This is a genomic window from Pedococcus aerophilus (assembly GCF_039532215.1).
Classification (GTDB): Bacteria; Actinomycetota; Actinomycetes; order Actinomycetales; family Dermatophilaceae; genus Pedococcus; species Pedococcus aerophilus.
Genome location: NZ_BAAARN010000001.1, coordinates 2,147,001 through 2,164,172, shown reverse-complemented (window position 1 = coordinate 2,164,172; position 17,172 = coordinate 2,147,001). Strand labels below are relative to the sequence as shown.

Annotated in this window: 18 protein-coding genes; 10 read left to right on the top strand and 8 right to left on the bottom strand. The window is 71.4% G+C overall.

The window, feature by feature from the left end:
• Positions 1-18: 18 nt before the first annotated feature.
• Both ABD286_RS10300 and ABD286_RS10295 read left to right on the top strand, forming a co-directional pair.
• Positions 19-1,359, top strand: a complete 1,341-nt coding sequence (locus tag ABD286_RS10300) for a glycosyltransferase 87 family protein (RefSeq protein ID WP_344192835.1) — start codon at positions 19-21, stop codon at positions 1,357-1,359.
• Positions 1,356-2,327 carry a D-2-hydroxyacid dehydrogenase family protein gene (locus ABD286_RS10295; protein WP_344192834.1) on the top strand — a complete coding sequence of 324 codons (972 nt, stop codon included), beginning with the start codon at positions 1,356-1,358 and terminating at the stop codon, positions 2,325-2,327. Before ABD286_RS10300 ends, ABD286_RS10295 begins: the two co-directional genes overlap by 4 nt.
• A gap of 26 nt (positions 2,328-2,353) precedes the next feature.
• Here ABD286_RS10295 and ABD286_RS10290 read toward each other — a convergent pair whose 3' ends face one another.
• The gene (locus ABD286_RS10290) at positions 2,354-2,974 is read right to left on the bottom strand and encodes a TMEM165/GDT1 family protein (protein WP_344192833.1); all 621 of its coding nucleotides are present in this window, start codon (positions 2,972-2,974) and stop codon (positions 2,354-2,356) included.
• Positions 2,975-3,016: 42 nt separating this feature from the next.
• On the opposite strand from ABD286_RS10290, the gene ABD286_RS10285 reads away from it, so the two are divergent.
• Both ABD286_RS10285 and pheA read left to right on the top strand, forming a co-directional pair.
• Positions 3,017-3,430, top strand: coding sequence for a DUF4446 family protein (locus tag ABD286_RS10285; RefSeq protein WP_344192831.1), 414 nt, complete (start codon positions 3,017-3,019; stop codon positions 3,428-3,430).
• A 3-nt stretch (positions 3,431-3,433) separates the two neighbouring features.
• Complete coding sequence (pheA, locus tag ABD286_RS10280) at positions 3,434-4,384, top strand: prephenate dehydratase (protein WP_344192829.1); 951 nt, start codon at positions 3,434-3,436, stop codon at positions 4,382-4,384.
• A gap of 3 nt (positions 4,385-4,387) precedes the next feature.
• Here pheA and zwf read toward each other — a convergent pair whose 3' ends face one another.
• Entirely contained in the window at positions 4,388-5,815 is a 1,428-nt protein-coding gene (zwf, locus tag ABD286_RS10275) for a glucose-6-phosphate dehydrogenase (protein ID WP_344193347.1), read from the bottom strand.
• Between the two features lie 253 nt (positions 5,816-6,068).
• Between zwf and efeU the strand changes: the two genes are divergently transcribed.
• The 3 genes from efeU to efeB all read left to right on the top strand — a co-directional run bounded on the left by efeU (position 6,069) and on the right by efeB (position 9,470).
• Entirely contained in the window at positions 6,069-6,926 is an 858-nt protein-coding gene (efeU, locus tag ABD286_RS10270; RefSeq protein WP_344192827.1) for an iron uptake transporter permease EfeU, read from the top strand.
• Between the two features lie 70 nt (positions 6,927-6,996).
• On the top strand, positions 6,997-8,133 hold the full coding sequence (efeO, locus tag ABD286_RS10265; RefSeq protein ID WP_344192825.1) for an iron uptake system protein EfeO: 1,137 nt from the start codon (positions 6,997-6,999) through the stop codon (positions 8,131-8,133).
• An 80-nt stretch (positions 8,134-8,213) separates the two neighbouring features.
• Positions 8,214-9,470: an iron uptake transporter deferrochelatase/peroxidase subunit gene (efeB, locus tag ABD286_RS10260; RefSeq protein WP_344192823.1), complete on the top strand. Its 1,257-nt coding sequence runs from the start codon at positions 8,214-8,216 to the stop codon at positions 9,468-9,470.
• Here the strand turns inward: efeB and ABD286_RS10255 are convergent.
• From ABD286_RS10255 to ABD286_RS10235, 5 genes are all read right to left on the bottom strand, one after another.
• Positions 9,463-10,158 carry a phosphatase PAP2 family protein gene (locus ABD286_RS10255; protein WP_344192821.1) on the bottom strand — a complete coding sequence of 232 codons (696 nt, stop codon included), beginning with the start codon at positions 10,156-10,158 and terminating at the stop codon, positions 9,463-9,465. The genes efeB and ABD286_RS10255 overlap by 8 nt on opposite strands.
• Positions 10,158-10,850, bottom strand: coding sequence for a phosphatase PAP2 family protein (locus tag ABD286_RS10250; protein ID WP_344192819.1), 693 nt, complete (start codon positions 10,848-10,850; stop codon positions 10,158-10,160). The genes ABD286_RS10255 and ABD286_RS10250 overlap by 1 nt, the downstream gene beginning before the upstream one ends.
• The gene (locus ABD286_RS10245; RefSeq protein WP_344192817.1) at positions 10,787-11,458 is read right to left on the bottom strand and encodes a phosphatase PAP2 family protein; all 672 of its coding nucleotides are present in this window, start codon (positions 11,456-11,458) and stop codon (positions 10,787-10,789) included. Before ABD286_RS10245 ends, ABD286_RS10250 begins: the two co-directional genes overlap by 64 nt.
• Positions 11,459-11,532: 74 nt before the next feature.
• Positions 11,533-12,645 carry a diacylglycerol/lipid kinase family protein gene (locus ABD286_RS10240; protein WP_344192815.1) on the bottom strand — a complete coding sequence of 371 codons (1,113 nt, stop codon included), beginning with the start codon at positions 12,643-12,645 and terminating at the stop codon, positions 11,533-11,535.
• A 98-nt stretch (positions 12,646-12,743) separates the two neighbouring features.
• Positions 12,744-13,253 (bottom strand): GNAT family N-acetyltransferase, encoded by a 510-nt coding sequence (locus ABD286_RS10235; RefSeq protein ID WP_344192813.1) that lies wholly within the window; start codon positions 13,251-13,253, stop codon positions 12,744-12,746.
• A gap of 37 nt (positions 13,254-13,290) precedes the next feature.
• Between ABD286_RS10235 and ABD286_RS10230 the strand changes: the two genes are divergently transcribed.
• On the top strand, positions 13,291-13,872 hold the full coding sequence (locus tag ABD286_RS10230; RefSeq protein ID WP_344192811.1) for a DinB family protein: 582 nt from the start codon (positions 13,291-13,293) through the stop codon (positions 13,870-13,872).
• A gap of 69 nt (positions 13,873-13,941) precedes the next feature.
• Here ABD286_RS10230 and ABD286_RS10225 read toward each other — a convergent pair whose 3' ends face one another.
• Entirely contained in the window at positions 13,942-14,580 is a 639-nt protein-coding gene (locus tag ABD286_RS10225) for a LysE family translocator (protein WP_344192809.1), read from the bottom strand.
• 74 nt (positions 14,581-14,654) lie between these two features.
• Here ABD286_RS10225 and serS point away from each other — a divergent pair, with 74 nt between their 5' ends.
• Together serS and ABD286_RS10215 are read left to right on the top strand one after the other, a co-directional pair.
• A complete protein-coding gene (gene serS, locus ABD286_RS10220) occupies positions 14,655-15,917 on the top strand; it encodes a serine--tRNA ligase (protein ID WP_344192807.1) in 1,263 nt (420 codons plus the stop codon).
• A 38-nt stretch (positions 15,918-15,955) separates the two neighbouring features.
• A complete protein-coding gene (locus ABD286_RS10215) occupies positions 15,956-17,167 on the top strand; it encodes an alpha-hydroxy acid oxidase (protein WP_344192805.1) in 1,212 nt (403 codons plus the stop codon).
• Positions 17,168-17,172: the final 5 nt, after the last annotated feature.

Here is a 17,172-nt window from a genome sequence, read left to right as displayed (position 1 = left end):
ACGCGCAAGAATGGGGGCGTGACCACCACGACCCGCCCTGCGGCACCCCCCGGCAGCCGCACGGCACGGTGGTGGTCGGCGGCCGCGCGGGTCGGGCGCCGGTACGGCTCAGGCTTCGCGGCGCGGTTCGGGCGGCTGCCGTCACCGGCACGCTGGTCGGTCGCCGTCCTCGTCATCGCGCTCGCCGCGTCATTGCCGGTGCTGCGCTACCTCGTGTTCTGGCCGATGGACCAGTGGCAGGTCGACGTCGAGGTCTACCGCGAGGCGGGCGTGTCGATCCTCACCGGGCGACCGATCTACTCGGCGATGACCGAGGCGCCGCAGCTGTTGCCGTTCACCTACCCGCCGTTCGCGGCGATCCTCGCGATCCCGTTGGCTTTCCTGCCGTTCGGCGTCATCGGGTGGCTGTGGACGCTCGCGCAGGTCGCGGCCACGACGGCGATCGTCTGGTACGCCGGGTGGCGGCTGATCCACCGCACCGGGACCCTCGCGCCCCTGACCCTGGCCCTGCTCACCGCTCCCATGCTGTGGCTGCACCCGGTGTCCGACGGCCTGCGGTTCGGCCAGGTCAACGCCTTCATGGTGCTGGCCTGCCTCATGGACCTGCGCCGTCCGCGCCCGGGAGTGCTGCGCCGCATACCTCCCGGCGTCCTCGTCGGGATCGCGATGTCGATCAAGCTCACCCCCGGCGTCTTCGTCATCCACTACCTCGTGAACCGGCGGTGGAAGGAGGCGGCGACCGCGGTCGGCACGGCCGTCGGCGTCACGGTCGGCTCCTGGCTGCTGCTGCCGGAGGCGTCGTTCGCGTTCTGGGGCGGGGCGCTGCAGGACCCGGCGCGGCTCGGGCCGAACGCGGGCACGTCCAACCAGAGCATCCGCGGGTTCCTGCTGCGCGTCGGGCCCGACGGCCTCGCCGGCAACATCCTGTGGCTCGTCCTCGTCGTGGTCGTCGGCGTCATCGGGTACTCCCTGGCCCGTCGGGCGTTCCGCGCCGGCGACTCGATCAGCGAGGTCGCCGCCGTCGGGCTCATGGCCGTGCTGCTGTCGCCGGTCGCATGGATCCACCACCTGCACTGGATGGTCGTCGTCGTGTTCGCCGTCCTCGGGGCTGCGCCGTGGCAGGACCGGCGCAGGCTGTGGGCCGCGGGGGCGATCACCGTCTTCTTCCTCTGCCGGATGCCGTGGTGGGGCATCTCGTGGCTCAACCAGCCGTCCTGGCCGGAGTTCCCGGGGCGGGTGCTGCAGAACGCCGACACCTTCGGCTCGCTGCTCGCCCTCGGCCTGCTCTGGTGGGCGCTGCACCGGCCCGACCCGGTACGGCGCGAGGTCACCGACCGCACGACCGTGGAGGCCAGATGAGGATCGCCGTGCTCGACGACTACCAGTCCGCCTTCGACCAGCTCGCGGCCGCGCGCCGGCTGAGGGGGGACGACGCGGTGGCGGGCCACGAGGTGGTGACCTTCACCGACTCGGTCACGGGCTCTGCGCTCGTGGAGCGGTTGAGCGGGTTCGACGCGGTGGTCCTGCTCCAGCAGCGGACCCCCTTCCCGCGGTCGGTGGTCGAAGGGCTCGACACCCTGCGCCTGGTCAGCCAGACCGGCCGCAACACCGGCCACCTCGACCTCGAGGCGTTCGCCGAGTGCGGCATCACCGTCTGTGCGGGCGGCGCCGGCTCGGCCGCGACGACGGCCGAGCTCACGTGGGGGCTGGTCCTCGCGTCGTTGCGCCACCTCCCGGAGGAGGTCGCCCGGCTGCGCGCCGGCCAGTGGCAGGGGTCTGTCGGCACCTCGGTTGAGGGCAAGACCCTCGGCGTCTGGGCCTACGGCCGGATCGGCAGCCGGGTCGCCGAGGTCGGGAGGGCGTTCGGCATGGACGTCGTCTGCTGGGGGCGAGCTGGTTCGCTGGCCCGGGCTGCAGACGCGGGGTTCGCCGTCGCCGGGAGCAAGGAGGAGTTCTTCTCCTCCGCGGACGTGCTGACGCTGCACCTGCCGCTGAACGACGGGACGAGCGGCATCGTCACCGCAGGCGACCTCGCCCTGATGAAGCCCAGCGCCCTGCTCGTGAACACCTCCCGCGCCGGCATCGTCGAGCCCGGAGCACTCGCCGCAGCCGTGTCGGCCGGTCGCCCGGGTCGGGCGGCAGTCGACGTGTTCGAGGACGAGCCGGTCCTGGGTGCCGCCGACCCGCTCATCGGCCTGCCCGGAATCACCGCCACCCCGCACCTGGGCTACGTCGAGTGGGACGTCCTCGAGAGCCTGTACTCCGCCGCCGTCGACCAGGTCCTCGCCTTCGCCGCCGGCACCCCGATCAACCTCGCCACCCCCTGACCGGACCGGCGCAGCTCGTGGCCGGGTCAGCCGCCGAAGACCCCGGCGATCTCGAGGACCGTGACAGCGGCGAGCAGCAGGCAGACGCCACCACCGATGCGGCGGATCGTCGCGAGCTTCACGCGGGCCAGCAGCACCCGGCCGAGGATCGTGGCGAGGCCGGAGATGGTGACGAGCGCGAGGAACGCACCGACGAACACCGAGAGCGGCTCGTGGTACCGCAGCACCAGGGTCGCCGTGAGGATCTGCGAAAGGTCGCCCCACTCGGCGAGGAACAGCACGCCGAACGACACCCCGATGGCCCGGAGCCCGACCGCGGTGGCCGCCCCCTTGTGCGAGAACTCCTCCTCGGCCTCCTTCTCCTCCTCGTCGGCCTTGGACGCCCCCCGCAGCAGCAGCACCCCGCCGATGAGGAACATCGCCGCCGCGAAGATCTCCACCGGCGTGCGCGGCAGCTGGGCCAGCAGCCCACCCACCGAGACGGCGACGAGGGTCTGGACGAGGAACGCCAGCGACACCCCGATCCACACGAACAGCGGCCGGAACCGCGTGGCCAGCACCAACGTGGCGATGAAGGTCTTGTCCGGGAGCTCCACGAGGAAGATCGCGCCGAAGACGATGGCAGCGGTGACGAGGGTGAATTCCATATCGCGTCGACTGTATCCGCGCGACGCCAATACGCTTCCGGGGTGTCCGACTCCGCCCTGACCCTCACCGCGCTCGTCGTCGCCGTGCTCGCCCTGGCGGTGGCCGCGCTCGCGGTCGTGCAGGCCGGCCGTGCCCGCGCGCAGGTCCGTGCCCTGGAGTCCCAGCGCCCGGTGGGGTCCGGTGACCTGGCCGCCCTGCGAGCGGACATCGCCCAGGCCCTGCGCCACGTGGCGGTCGTCCGGTACGACGCGTTCGGCGACATGGGTGGGCGGCTGTCGTTCAGCGCCGCCGTGGTCGACGACCGCGGCGACGGCCTGGTCTTCTCGGCCATCCACGCCCGCGGCGAGTCCCGCACCTACGCCAAGGGGGTCGTCGGCGGTGGCTCCGACGCGACCCTCACCCCCGAGGAGCAGCAGGCGCTCGCCGCTGCCCGCACCGGATCGCAGAAGGCCTGACGCATGACGAGCACCAGCGACCGCGCCCCACGCACCTACGCCTACCTCGGCCCCGAGGGCACCTTCACCCAGATGGCGCTCGACGCCTGGGCCCCGTCCGCGGGGGCGACCCACCGCCCGTGCGGCTCGGTCGACGCAGCCCTCGCGCTGCTGCGGGCCGGCGAGGTCGACGGCGCCATGGTGCCGATCGAGAACTCCGTCGAGGGCGGCGTCAGCGCCACCCTCGACGCCCTCGCCAGCGGCGACCCGCTCGTCGTGGTCGCCGAGGTCCTCGTCCCCATCACCTTCGTCCTCGCCGCCCGACCCGGTATGGCGCGTGCCGACGTCCGCGCGGTCGGCACACACTCCCATGCCTGGGCGCAGGTCCGCGGCTGGATGGACGCCAACCTCCCCGAGGCGACCTACGTCCCGACGCTCTCGACCGCCGCCGCGGCGGCGGGGCTGGCCGGTGGCGACGGTGAGCAGGCGGCATACCAGGCAGCTGTTTGCGCACCTGTGGCCGCGAGCAACCACGGGCTCGAGGTGCTCGCCGAGGACATCGGTGACAACGCCGCGGCGGTGACGCGGTTCGTCCTCGTCGCGCGCCCGGGCGACCTCCCGGAACGCACCGGGGCCGACAAGACGACGCTGGTGCTGTTCCAGCGCGACGACCACGCGGGTGGCCTGCTCGAGCTGCTGGAGCAGTTCGCCGTGCGCGGGATCAACATGTCGCGGCTGGAGTCACGCCCGACCAAGGCGTCGATGGGCAGCTACTGCTTCTCGATCGACATCGAGGGCCACGTCCTCGACGAGCGCGTCGGCGAGGCGCTGCTCGGGCTCAAGCGGGTGTGCGCGGAGGTGCGCTTCCTCGGCAGCTACCCCGCTGCGCACGGCACTGCGGTGCGGGTGACGCCCCACACGACCGACGAGGCGTTCGGCGAGGCACGGGCCTGGCTCCACTCCCTGCGCGCCTGAGGGCTACTTCTCGCGCCAGGCGCGTTCGAAGGGCAGCCGCCATGCGTGCGGGGCGATGAGCTGGTGGATGGCGTTCGGGCCCCAGGTGCCGGGCGGGTAGGACTTCACCTCGGGCGGGTTCTCCAGCAGCGGCGCCGACCGCTCCCACAGCGACTCGATGCCCTCGGCCGTCGTGAAGAGGGTGTGGTCACCCCGCATGGCGTCGAGGATGAGCCGCTCGTACGCCTCGAGGACGTCGCCGGCGCGCTCGGTCTCCTGGGTGGAGAACTGCATCGACAGCTTCTCCAGGCGCATGCCCGGTCCGGGACGCTTGCCGTAGAACGACAGCGACACCTTGGACTCGTCGGCGAGGTCGAAGGTCAGGTGGTCCGGTCCGGCGTTCCCGACCCCGGAGTGCGCGGGGAACATCGACCGCGGCGCCTCCTTGAACGCGATCGAGATGATGCGCGCGCCCTCGGCCATCTTCTTGCCGGTGCGCAGGTAGAACGGCACGCCGGCCCAGCGCCAGTTGTCCAGGCCGCACTTGAGGGCGATGAACGTCTCGGTGTCGGAGTCGCGAGGAACCCCGTCGAGGGCGGTGTACCCGGCGAACTGGCCACGCACGACGTCGGACGGCTCGATCGGCAGCAACGACCGGAAGACCTTGTTCTTCTCCTCGGAAATGGCCCGCGGTTCGAGCGCGGTCGGCGGCTCCATCGCGACGAACGCCATGACCTGGAACAGGTGCGTGACGACCATGTCCTTGTAGGCGCCGGTCGCCTCGTAGAAGTTGGCGCGCTGGTCCAGGCCGAGCGTCTCGGGGATGTCGATCTGGATGTGGTCGATGAAGTTGCGGTTCCAGATCGGCTCGAACAGGCCGTTGGCGAACCGGAAGGCGAGGATGTTCTGGGCCGCCTCCTTGCCGAGGAAGTGGTCGATCCGGAAGACCTGGCGCTCGTCGAACGTCTCGTGCACCTGGTCGTTGAGGGCGATGGCGCTCGCGAGGTCGGTGCCGAACGGCTTCTCCATCACCACGCGTGACCGGTCGACGAGGTCGGCCTCGCGCAGCATCTTGATGACGGCGATCGCTGCCTTGGGCGGCACCGACAGGTAGTGCAGCCGCAGGGCGTCCGGCCCGAGGCTCTCCTCCGCCGCGGCGACGGCAGCGGCGAGGGGCTCGGGACCGGCGGACTGCGGGACGTAGACGAGGAAGTCGTCGAACTTGTCCCACTGCTCGGGCGTGAGCCGGTGGCTGCCGAACTCCTCGACCGCCTTCCGCGCGAACTCTCGGAACTCCGCGTCGCTCATCTCCTCCAGCGAGGTGCCCACGACCCGGATCGCCGGGGCCAGCTCCGAGGCCGCCAGGTGGGCCAGGCCGGGCAGCAGCTTGCGCCGGGCCAGGTCGCCGGTCGCCCCGAAGAGGACGACGACGTGCGGGTCGGCCTTCTCCAGCGCCCCACGCGAGGACCGCGCGTCGGAGGCGGGGTAGGAGATCGTCTGCGCGCTGCGGGGCGTGGGCTCGGACACCCGCCGATACTCCCACCGCAGGTGGGGCTGTGCACAACGTGACCGCGTGGGGCCACCGCACGGACTGGCACTCGACGCCTCACGACGCCCGGCCACCGGTCACGACTTGACGGGGAGTCTTAGGGAAGGCTTACCTTAGTCCTAATACGCAACATTGCCGTGTCGAAATCAGGTCGCCGTGCTCATCAGCAACGCCCTCATCGGACTCAGGGAGGGCCTCGAGGCCGCCCTCGTCGTCGTCATCCTCGTGGCGTTCCTCGTCAAGACCGATCGCCGCTGGGCCCTCAAGCACGTCTGGGCCGGGGTCGCGGTCGCCGTCGCCCTGTCGATCGGGCTGGGAGCCCTGCTCACGTATGGCACGCGCCAGCTCTCGTTCGAGGCCCAGGAGCTCATCGGCGGCACCGCGTCGATCATCGCGGTCGGCTTCGTGACGGCCATGGTGTTCTGGATGCGGACCGCGGCCCGCACGATCTCCGGTGAGCTCAAGGGCCGCCTCGACCAGGCGCTGTCGGTCGGCGGCTGGGCGGTCGCGCTCGTCGGCTTCCTCGGGGTCGGGCGCGAGGGGCTGGAGACCGCGCTGTTCTTCTACGCCAGCGTGCAGACCGCCGGCGCCAGCACGACGCAGCCGCTGGTCGGGTTCGTCGTCGGCCTGGCCGTCGCGGTCGCCCTCGGGGTGCTGATCTACCGCGGGGCGGTGCGGATCAACCTGTCGGTGTTCTTCCGGTGGACCGGGATCGCGCTCGTCGTCGTGGCCGCCGGGATCTTGTCCTACGGCATCCACGACCTCCAGGAAGCCGCCTTCCTGCCCGGCCTGAACAGCCTCGCCTTCGACGTCAGCGGCGCAGTCCCCCCGGACTCCTGGTACGGCGTCCTGCTCAAGGGCACCGTCAACTTCACCCCCGACACCACGTGGCTGCAGGCCGTGGCCTGGACCGTCTACACGGTCACGGTCCTCACGCTGTTCCTGCGCCCGCAGCGACCGGCTGCCGGGGCTCGTCCCCGGCCGGCCGTCGCCACGCCCGTCGCCACCGGCTGAGCCGGCCCGCACCCGAACCCGGCCACGCGCCATACCCACTCCCCACCGCAGACCAGGAGCACCATCCACCATGCGCACCCACACCCTTGCCGTCGCACTGACGGCTGCAGTCCTCGCCACGACGGTCGCCTGCAGCTCGGGCGACGCCTCGAGCACGAGTGCTGACGGCACGGGCCCGATCACGGTCGACGCCACCGACACCACCTGCACCGTCGCCCGCACCGAAGCTGCCGCGGGGACCATCGAGTTCACGGTCCGCAACACGGGGTCCAAGGTCAACGAGTTCTACGTCTACGGCGAGGGTGACCAGATCATCGGCGAGGTCGAGAACATCACCCCCGGCCTGACCCGTACCTTCCACGTCGAGGTGGCCAACCCCGGCACCTACGAGACCGCGTGCAAGCCCGGGATGAAGGGCACCGGCATCCGCGGCGACTTCACCGTCACGGGGGCGACGTCGAGCCAGGCGCCTGATGCCGCGATGACCGCCGCGGTGGCGGACTACCGGACGTTCGTGTCCGCACAGGCCGACGAGCTGCTCGTGCGGACCACGGAGTTCGTCGACCTGGTGAAGGCGGGCAAGGTCGAGGAGGCCAAGAAGGCGTTCCCGGTCGCCCGCGGCCCCTGGGAGCGCATCGAGCCCGTCGCGGAGTCCTTCGGCGACCTCGACCCGATGATCGACGGGCGCGAGGACGTCGTCGAGGAGGGCATGGAGTTCACCGGCTTCCACCGCCTCGAGAAGGACCTGTGGGTCAGCGGCCTGCAGCCCGACACCTCCGCCATCGCCGACAAGCTGCTCGTCGACGTCAAGGAGATCGTCGCGAAGGCCAAGGCCGTCGAGCTCAACCCGCTCCAGCTCGCCAACGGCTCCAAGGCCCTGCTCGACGAGGTCGCCACCGGCAAGATCACCGGCGAGGAGGACCGCTACAGCCACACCGACCTCTACGACTTCGACGAGAACGTCAAGGGCTCCAAGGCGGCCATCGACGCGCTCCGACCTGTGCTCAAGGCCCGTGACGCGGCCCTGCTGACGACGATCGACGCGCGGTTCGCCAGCCTCGACACCGCCCTCGACGCGCACCGCACCGACGCAGGGTTCGAGTCCTACACCGCGCTCACCCAGGCCGAGGTCAAGGCGCTCGCCGTGGCCCTCGATGCGGTGAGCGAGCCGATCTCCAAGGTCTCCGGCGTGGTGGCCGGGAAGTGACCCAGCCCCCCACACCTCCTGCGCCGCCCACTCCCGGCGCGGGTTCCCCGCCCGTCACGGCCCCGTCAGGGGGCGGGGCCGTGACGCGGCGCAGGCTGCTCGGCGTGGGTGCCGGAGCCGCCGCCCTCGGTGCGGTCGCCGGCGTCGGCGGGGCGTATGCAGCCCAGCGCGGTCCTGCCGCCCTTGCCGCGGGCGTCGTGCCCGACGACCAGGTGGTGGCCTTCCGGGGTGAGCACCAGGCCGGGATCACCACCCCTGCCCAGGACCGGATGCACTTCGTCGCCCTCGACGTGACGACCAAGGACCCGGCCGAGCTCCGCGACCTCCTGAAGGCCTGGACCCGGGCGGCGGAGCGGATGACCGCCGGCGCCGAGGCCGCCCCGGGTGGGGTCGTCGGCGGTGGCCCGTACGGCGTGCCCGAGGACACCGGCGAGGCCTACGACCTCGACGCCGCCGACCTCACGATCACCATCGGCTACGGCCCCTCGCTCTTCGACGACCGCTTCGGCCTCGCGGACAAGCGACCCGAGGGCCTGCGAGACCTCCCGGCGTTCGTCGGCGACGACCTCGACCCCGCCCGCAGCGGCGGCGACCTGTGCATCCAGGCCTGCGCGAACGACCCGCAGGTCGCGGTGCACGCGGTGCGGAACCTCGTCCGCCTCGGGTTCGGGGTGGTGTCGGTGCGCTGGAGCCAGCTGGGCTTCGGCCGGACGTCGTCGACCTCGCGGAGCCAGACCACCCCGCGCAACCTGTTCGGGTTCAAGGACGGCACCAACAACGTGAAGTCCGAGGACGGCGCCGCCCTCGACGAGCACGTCTGGGTGCAGCCCTCCGACGTGACCGGTGGGGCCTCGTGGCTTGCCGGCGGTTCGTACCTCGTGGCCCGGCGGATCCGGATGCACATCGAGGTCTGGGACCGGACGACCCTCCAGGAGCAGGAGCAGGTCATCGGGCGCACCAAGGGCGAGGGCGCCCCGCTGGGGCAGAAGGCAGAGTTCGACACCCTCGACCTCGACAAGCCCGGCGCCGACGGCAAGCCCGCGATCCCGGTCGACGCCCACGTGGCGCTCGCGCACGAGAGCCGGCTGAACGGCATACGCCTCCTGCGCCGTGGGTACAACTTCACCGATGGTTCCGACGGGCTCGGGCACCTCGACGCCGGCCTGTTCTTCATCGCGTTCATGCGTGACGCGCAGCGGCAGTTCGTCCCGATGCAGAAGGCGTTGGCGGCCGAGGACACCCTCAACGAGTACATCGAGCACACCGGGTCCGCGGTGTTCGCGTGCCCGCCGGGAATCGGGCCCGACGAGCACTGGGGTCAGGCGCTGTTCAGCTGACCGCAGCCTCGGCCCGCTGGTCGACCGAGCTCCTGCGGCGGGCGCTCCAGCGCCACCACCCCCAGGCGAGCAGGGCGCACGCGATGCCGTTGAGCAGGCCGACCGTCACGTCGGTGACGTGGTGCATGCCGCGGTAGAGCCGGGCATAGGTCACCAGCAGCGGCAGGGCCAGGCACACGACCGTCGTCAGCACCCGCAGCCAGGTCCGCTCGATGCGCGCCGCGAGCAGCGCGAAGGTGAGGTAGAGCGCAGTCGAGGCGCCGACGTGCCCGCTCGGGTAGCTCGAGGTCGGTGGGGCCGGGTCGAGGTGCGGCACGGTCGGGCGCTGCCGTCCGACGACGAGGGTCGCGAGCACGAAGATGGTGGACTGCAACGAGATCGCGACGACCGGCACGATGCTGAAGACCCAGTCGCGGGTGCGCCACAGCAGGACCAGGCTGACCAGGACGCACACGGCGATGACGTACTCGGTGTTGCCGATGAGCGACCACACCATGGTGACGGTGTTCCAGGTCGGTGTGCGGCCGGCGGCGAGGCTCTCGTTGACCGCCTCCTCGTCCTTGGCCAGGCCGCCGAGCGGTCCGGAGATGAGCAGGCCGATGCCCACGATCGCGGCCCAGACGACGACACCCGGCGCGATGGCACGGGCGACGAGACCGGTGAGGTCCTCGCGGTGGGGGCGCGCCATCAGGCGACGGCGGCCGTCGCGCGTGCCCCCGCGGTGTCCTTCCGGGTGGCCTTCCACCAGTGGTAGGCCAACAGGGCGCAGACGATGCCGTTGAGGAGGCCGGCGACCACGTCGGAGATGTGGTGGGCGCCGCGGTAGAGGCGGGCGAGCCCCACGAGCAGCGGCAGGACGGCGCAGACCCCGACGACGAGGCGGCGCAGGCCGTCCCGTTCGATCCCGGTCGCGGCGAGCAGCAGCAGCGAGACGTAGAGGGCGGTCGAGGCACCCGTGTGGCCGCTCGGGAAGCTCGACGTGGGCGGCGAGGCGTCCATGGGGATCGCCGGGGGCCGCTGGCGGCCGACGGCCATGGTGGCGAACAGGAAGATCGTGGCCTGGAGCGAGATCGAGACCAGCGGGACGACCGACCAGCGCAGGTCACGGGTGCGCCAGTAGAGCAGGCCCACGACGAGCAGGCAGACCCCGATGACGTACTCGGTGTTGCCGACGTGCGAGAAGACCGCGCTGAACGGGTCGAGGAGGTCGTTGCGGAACCGGTTGAAGTCCGCCGAGATCCGGTCCTCCTCGTGGTCGATCACCGCCAGTGGCCCGGTGACGAGCAGGCCGATGCCGACGATCACCCCGAAGAGGACTACGCCGGGGACGACGGTCCGGGTGAGGAGGTCGCGGCCTTCTTGCCAATGAATCCGAGCCATGAGGAGAAGGTAGTGCCCACGCCGAGGACATACCCCGCAATGACGTCGGACGGGAAGTGCGCGCCGAGCATCATCCGGTCCAGACCCACGACGAGCGCCACGACCACCGCCACGACGACCGACGCCTTGCGCGCCACGGGGGTCAGCAGCGGCCAGAGCAGGAAGACCAGCACGGTGACGACGACCGCGATGTTGAACGCGTGGCCCGAGGGGAACGAGTACCCGGGGGAGTGGGAGATCGGGTCGTCGACGACGGGCCGGGCCCGCTGGACGACCGTCTTGGCGAGCAGCCCGATGTTCCAGGCGACCATCATCGTGACGAAGGCCCACAGCGCCCGGCTCCGCAGGCCCTTGCGCAGCCACACCCAGAGGGCGACCAGCGTCGCGACGATGTAGACGAGGAACGGCTGGCTGATCGTCTGGATGACGATGAACAGGTCGGCCAGGCCGTGGTCGCGGGTGAAGCCGGTGGTGGCGTCGATGACGGTCTTGTCGGCGCGGATCAGCGGGTCGAACTGCTGGCGGACGGCGAACCCCAGGAACAGCACGGGCAGGGTGAACAGCACCATCGCGGTGATCCCCCGGACCAGCCGACGGGTGCGGCTCATCCCGTGGGACGTCTCGTCACGGTGCGAGCGCTCGCCTGCCCCGGCCGGCTGGGGTCCTCCGTCACGCACGGTCATCAGTCGGGGGACCCCACGCGGACGACGAGCGCGCCGGGCACGATCTCGGCGTTGATGGCCCGGGCCTTGCCGAGGGTGTCGCCGTCGATCTGGACCTCCTGCGGGCGGTCGGCGCGGATGCGGATCGCCTCGTGGGTGTAGTGGTCGACGCGCCGGTGGCCCTTGCGCCGCTTGGTGGCGATGCGCGCGGCGACCGCAGCCCACCCCGCGACACCCTGCGGCGACAGGATCACGGTGTCGAGCAGGCCGTCGTCGAGCTCGGCCTCCGGCATGAGCACGAGACCGCCGAGCAGCTTGCCGCAGTTGCCGATGACGACGGTGCGGGCGCGGCGGGAGAACTCCTCCTGGTCGTCGATCTTCACCCTGACCTTGAACTGCGGGCCGCGCAGGTTGCGGGCGCCGGAGACGACGTAGGCCGCCGGGCCCACCTTGGCCTTGAGGCCCTCGGGGGCGTCGGCCATGATCGCGGCGTCGAAGCCGAGGCCGGCCATGACGAGGAAGACGTGGGTGGCGGGGCGCTCGTGCTCGCCGGACTGGTCGATGGTGAGGCGGCCGACGTCGACGCGCTTGTTCTGGCCGGTGAGTGCGACCCGCAGGGCGTCGCTCAGGTCGTCGACGGGCAGGTCGAGGTTGCGGGCCAGCAGGTTGCCGGTACCGCCGGGGAGCAGGCCCATCGGGGTGTCGCTGCCGGCGAGGATCTCGGCGACGGCGCGGACCGTGCCGTCACCGCCGAGCGGGCAGACCACATCGACCTGGCGCTCGAGGGCCTCGCGGGCCTGTCCCTGGCCGGTGTCCTCCGCGGTCGTCTCGATGAACAGGGGCTCGGACCAGCCGAGGGCCTTGGACTCCTCGCTGATCTGCTTCTTCACCGAGTCGAGGTCGTCGAACTTGGTGGGGTTGATGATGATCGCTGCGCGACGCGTGGGTGTCTCGGACACGGTGCCCTCCGGGCGGAACTCGTTGCGGTGCGGGCGACGCCCCCACCGGCGTCCTCGGTGGGCACCTCCGGAGCTGCCTCCGCGCATGCCTGCCCACCCGGCGATGCCGAGGGCGAGGAGGATGACGAGGACGATCGCCGCGAAGGCGATCCAGCCGGAGTGTTCGCGGAGCACGGGGCGACGCTACCGCACGGTAGCGCCCGGCTCCCTGCCCGTCCGGGAGGCCGCGACGAGGTCGTCACGAGTTGTCCCGGAAAGGACGTCTGCACTGGTCAGAGGGTCAGGCGGTAGGTCATCAGGTCGACCTCGGGGACAGGCTTCCAGTCGAGCTCCGGGGCGCGCGTGAAGCCCAGCCGCTCGTACAGGCGGTGGGCCGCTGACATGGTCGGCTGGGTCGAGATGGCGAGGGCCGACAGGCCCAGCTCGCGGGCCCGCTCGACGCACCGACGGACCAGCGCCTCACCGACCCCGCGACCCCGGGCCTGCTCGCCGACCGCGAGCATCCGGAACTCCCCCTCTCCCTCGACCGACACCTCGGCATACGAGGAGCCACCGACGGCGAACGTCACCGAGCCCAGGACCGTGCCGTCGGGATCCACGGCCAGCCAGAGCTCGGCCTCCCGGGCGCGGGACGCAGCGTCGGCGAGCCGGCCGGCGTACTCGGCACGGCCGGGGATGTGGCCGCCGTCGACGTACGCGGTGCGGGAGACCACCCCGGCCGCCTCGATCGCGGGACCGTCCGCGGGATCGGCAGGATCTGCTCGGCGGATGGCGAAGGACATGCTGCCCATCGTGTCATCGCGTCCCTACCGTGGCGCCATGGCAGCCACCGGGCGGGAGGGGCACGACACGGTCGACCAGGGCGCGGTCACGCCCGACACCAAGGACTGGACCTGGACGCTCGACCGCCCGTGTCCCGACTGCGGGTTCGAGGCTGCTGCGGTCGCGACGGGCTCCATCGCGGCCCGCACCCTCGAGCTCACCGCACCCTGGCAGGGCGTGCTGGGCCGTGGCGACGCCACCACCCGCCCGCGGCCGGGTGTGTGGTCACCGCTGGAGTACGCCTGCCACGTCCGCGACGTCTGCCGCGTCTTCGGTGGCCGGGTGCGCCTCATGCTCGACGAGGACGACCCGACGTTCCCCGACTGGGACCAGGACGCGACGGCCGTGCAGGACGGGTATGGCGCGCAGCACCCGTCCGTCGTCGGTCCCGAGCTCGCAGCGGCGGCCGGGACGGTGGCTGCGGCGTTCGACGGGGTCCGCGACGACCAGTGGCAGCGAGCGGGGTTGCGCAGCAACGGGTCCGCCTTCACGGTCGAGTCGCTCGGCCGCTATTTCCTGCACGACCTCGCCCACCACCTCGTCGACGTCGGAGCGAGGGACAGCAGCAACCTCTGCTAGCAGAAGTTGCTGCCCGAGGGGCAAGTTGCTCCCTGGGTCCTGGGCAGCAACGTGTGCTGAGTGAACCGGTCAGGCCTTGCTCGGGTGGCCGGTGAGGGCACTCGCCCCGCCCATGACGAGGAAGATCGAGCCCGAGACGTACTTCTGTCGCTCGACGGCCTTGGGGTGACGTCCCAGCCAGCGGCCGATCGAGCCGGCGCTCAGCGCGTAGACGCTGTCGAAGACGGCGCCGATGACGACGAACACCGCCCCGAGCACCAGCACCTGCGACCAGACCGGTCCGGCCTCGCGGTGCAGGAACTGCGGGAAGAACGCGACGAAGAAGACAGCCGTCTTGGGGTTGGAGATGCCGACGAGGAACGCGTCGGCGAACGCCCGCCGGGGGTCGATGACCGGTGCCCGGTCGAGGGCGAAGTGCCCCTTGCTCCGGAACTCCCGCACCGCCAGCCAGACGAGGTAGGCCGCACCGGCGTACTTCACGACGGAGAACGCCAGGACCGAGGAGCTGATGACCGCCGACAACCCGAACGCCGTCGCGACGACCATGAGGGCCGTCGCCGTCTCGATGCCCGCCATGGACGCGACGGCCAGTCGTCGGCTGCCGTGCCCGATGCCCCGCGAGATGAGGAACAGCATCGCCGGACCGGGCAGCAGGATCAGCGCGGTAGCGGCGAGGGCGAAGGCACCCAGGGTGGCGGCGGACGGCATACGGCAAGGATCGAGCCGGGCCGCCCCGGGAGGCAACGGGAAATCGGATGGCGGACGCTCGGTAGGCTGGCGCCGTGATCGACATCAAGCTCCTGCGCGAGGACCCGGACCGCGTCCGCGCCTCGCAGCGCGCCCGTGGTGAGGACGAGGGGATCGTCGACGCGATCCTCGCTGCCGAGCAGACGCACCGCTCCTCCCTGACGGAGTTCGAGCAGCTGCGCGCCCAGCAGAAGTCGATGGGCAAGCAGGTCGCCCAGGCCCAGGGTGAGGAGAAGCAGGCGCTGCTCGCGCAGACCAAGGAGATCTCGGCGCGCGTCAAGCAGCTGCAGACCGACGCGGACACCGCGCAGGCCACCCTCGGCGACCTCATCCGCCAGATCGGCAACATCGTCGAGGACGGCGTCCCCGTCGGCGGGGAGGACGACTACACGCTGCTCGAGACCGTGGGCGAGATCCCGGAGTTCGACTTCGAGCCCAAGGACCACCTCGCCCTCGGGGAGTCGCTCGCGGCCATCGACATGGAGCGCGGCGCCAAGGTCGGCGGCTCGCGGTTCTACTTCCTCACCGGGGTCGGCGCCCGGCTCGAGCTCGCCCTGCTCAACATGGGCATCGCCCAGGCAGTCGAGCACGGCTTCACCCCCATGATCACGCCGACGCTGGTCAAGGCCGACGTCATGGCCGGCGCCGGGTTCATCGACAAGCACGGCGACGAGGTCTACCGCCTCGAGGCCGACGACCTCTACCTCACGGGCACCTCCGAGGTCGCGCTCGCCGGCTACCACGCCGACGAGATCCTCGACCTGTCCGGTGGCCCGAAGCGGTATGCCGGCTGGTCGGCCTGCTACCGCCGCGAGGCCGGGTCGCACGGCAAGGACACCCGCGGCATCATCCGCGTGCACCAGTTCCACAAGGTCGAGATGTTCACCTACTGCCGCGTCGAGGACGCCGCCGCGGAGCACCAGCGGCTGCTCGCGTGGGAGAAGGAGATGCTCGCCAAGATCGAGGTGCCCTACCGCATCATCGACACGGCGGCCGGCGACCTCGGTGGGCCCGCGGCCCGCAAGTTCGACTGCGAGGCCTGGGTCCCGACGCAGGGGCGCTACCGCGAGCTCACCTCGACCTCGAACTGCACGACCTACCAGGCCCGTCGCCTCAACACCCGTGAGCGCGACCCGAACGGCCAGGGCACCCGTGCCGTCGCCACCCTCAACGGCACGCTCGCCACGACCCGCTGGATGGTCGCCATCCTGGAGAACCACCAGCAGGCCGACGGCTCGGTCGTCGTCCCCAAGGCGCTCCAGCCCTTCCTCGGCCTCGAGGTCCTCAAGCCCGTCTGAAACCGGCGTTTTGCGCAGGGGCCGGGTAGCGTCGAGTGATGAGTGATCGACAGCTGCCCAAGTGGTCCGAGCTCAAACCACTCCTTCGACCCAAGCCGATCGAGCTCGACGCGAGGAAGCGCCGGCTCGACGCAGCGCTGACGATCGCCGACCTGCGCCGGGTGGCCAAGCGCCGCACGCCGACGTCGGTGTTCGACTACACCGACGGCGCGGCCGAGGGCGAGATCAGCCTGCGGCGGGCCCGGCAGACCTTCGCGGGGCTGGAGTTCCACCCGGCCATCCTGCAGGACGTCTCCGAGATCGACCTGTCGACGAACTTCCTCGGCGCCCCGTCGAAGCTCCCGTTCTCCTTCGCCCCCACCGGGTTCACCCGGATGATGCAGCACGAGGGCGAGCGCGCGGTGGTCCGCGTGGCCGACCGCATCGGCATCCCCTACGCCCTCTCCACGATGGGCACGACGTCGATCGAGGACGTGGCTGCCGCGGCGCCCAGTGCCCGGAAGTGGTTCCAGCTCTACGTGTGGAAGGACCGCAGCGCCGGCGAGGACCTCATGCGCCGCGCGCAGGAGGCCGGGTATGAAGCGCTCATCCTCACCGTCGACGTCCCCGTCGCGGGTGCGCGGCTCCGTGACGTCCGCAACGGGTTCTCGATCCCGCCGGCCCTGACGGTCAAGACGGTCGCCGACGCCGCACTGCACCCGAGCTGGTGGGGCAACCTGCTCACCACCGAGCCGCTGACCTTCGCGTCGCTGGCGTCCTGGGACGGCACGGTCGCCGAGCTGCTCAACACGTTGTTCGACCCGACGATGACCCTGGCCGACCTCGAGTGGGTGCGCTCGTTCTGGAAGGGCCCGCTCATCATCAAGGGGATCCAGACGGTCCACGACGCGCAGATGGTGGTCGACGCCGGCGTCGACGCGATCGTGCTGTCCAACCACGGTGGCCGCCAGCTCGACCGCGCGCCGGTACCGCTGCGACTCCTGCCCGCCGTGAGGGAAGCGCTGGGTGAGGACGCCGAAATCATGCTCGACACCGGCGTCATGTCCGGCGCCGACGTCGTCGCGGCAGTAGCCCTCGGCGCCAGCAGCGTCATGGTCGGCCGTGCCTACCTCTACGGGCTCATGGCCGGTGGCGAGGCCGGGGTCCAGCGCGCCGCCGACATCCTGGCGACCGAGGCGCGGCGCACCATGGCCCTGCTCGGCGCGCGCCAGATCTCGGACCTCGGGCCGCAGCACGTGCGCCTTCCGTAGGCTCG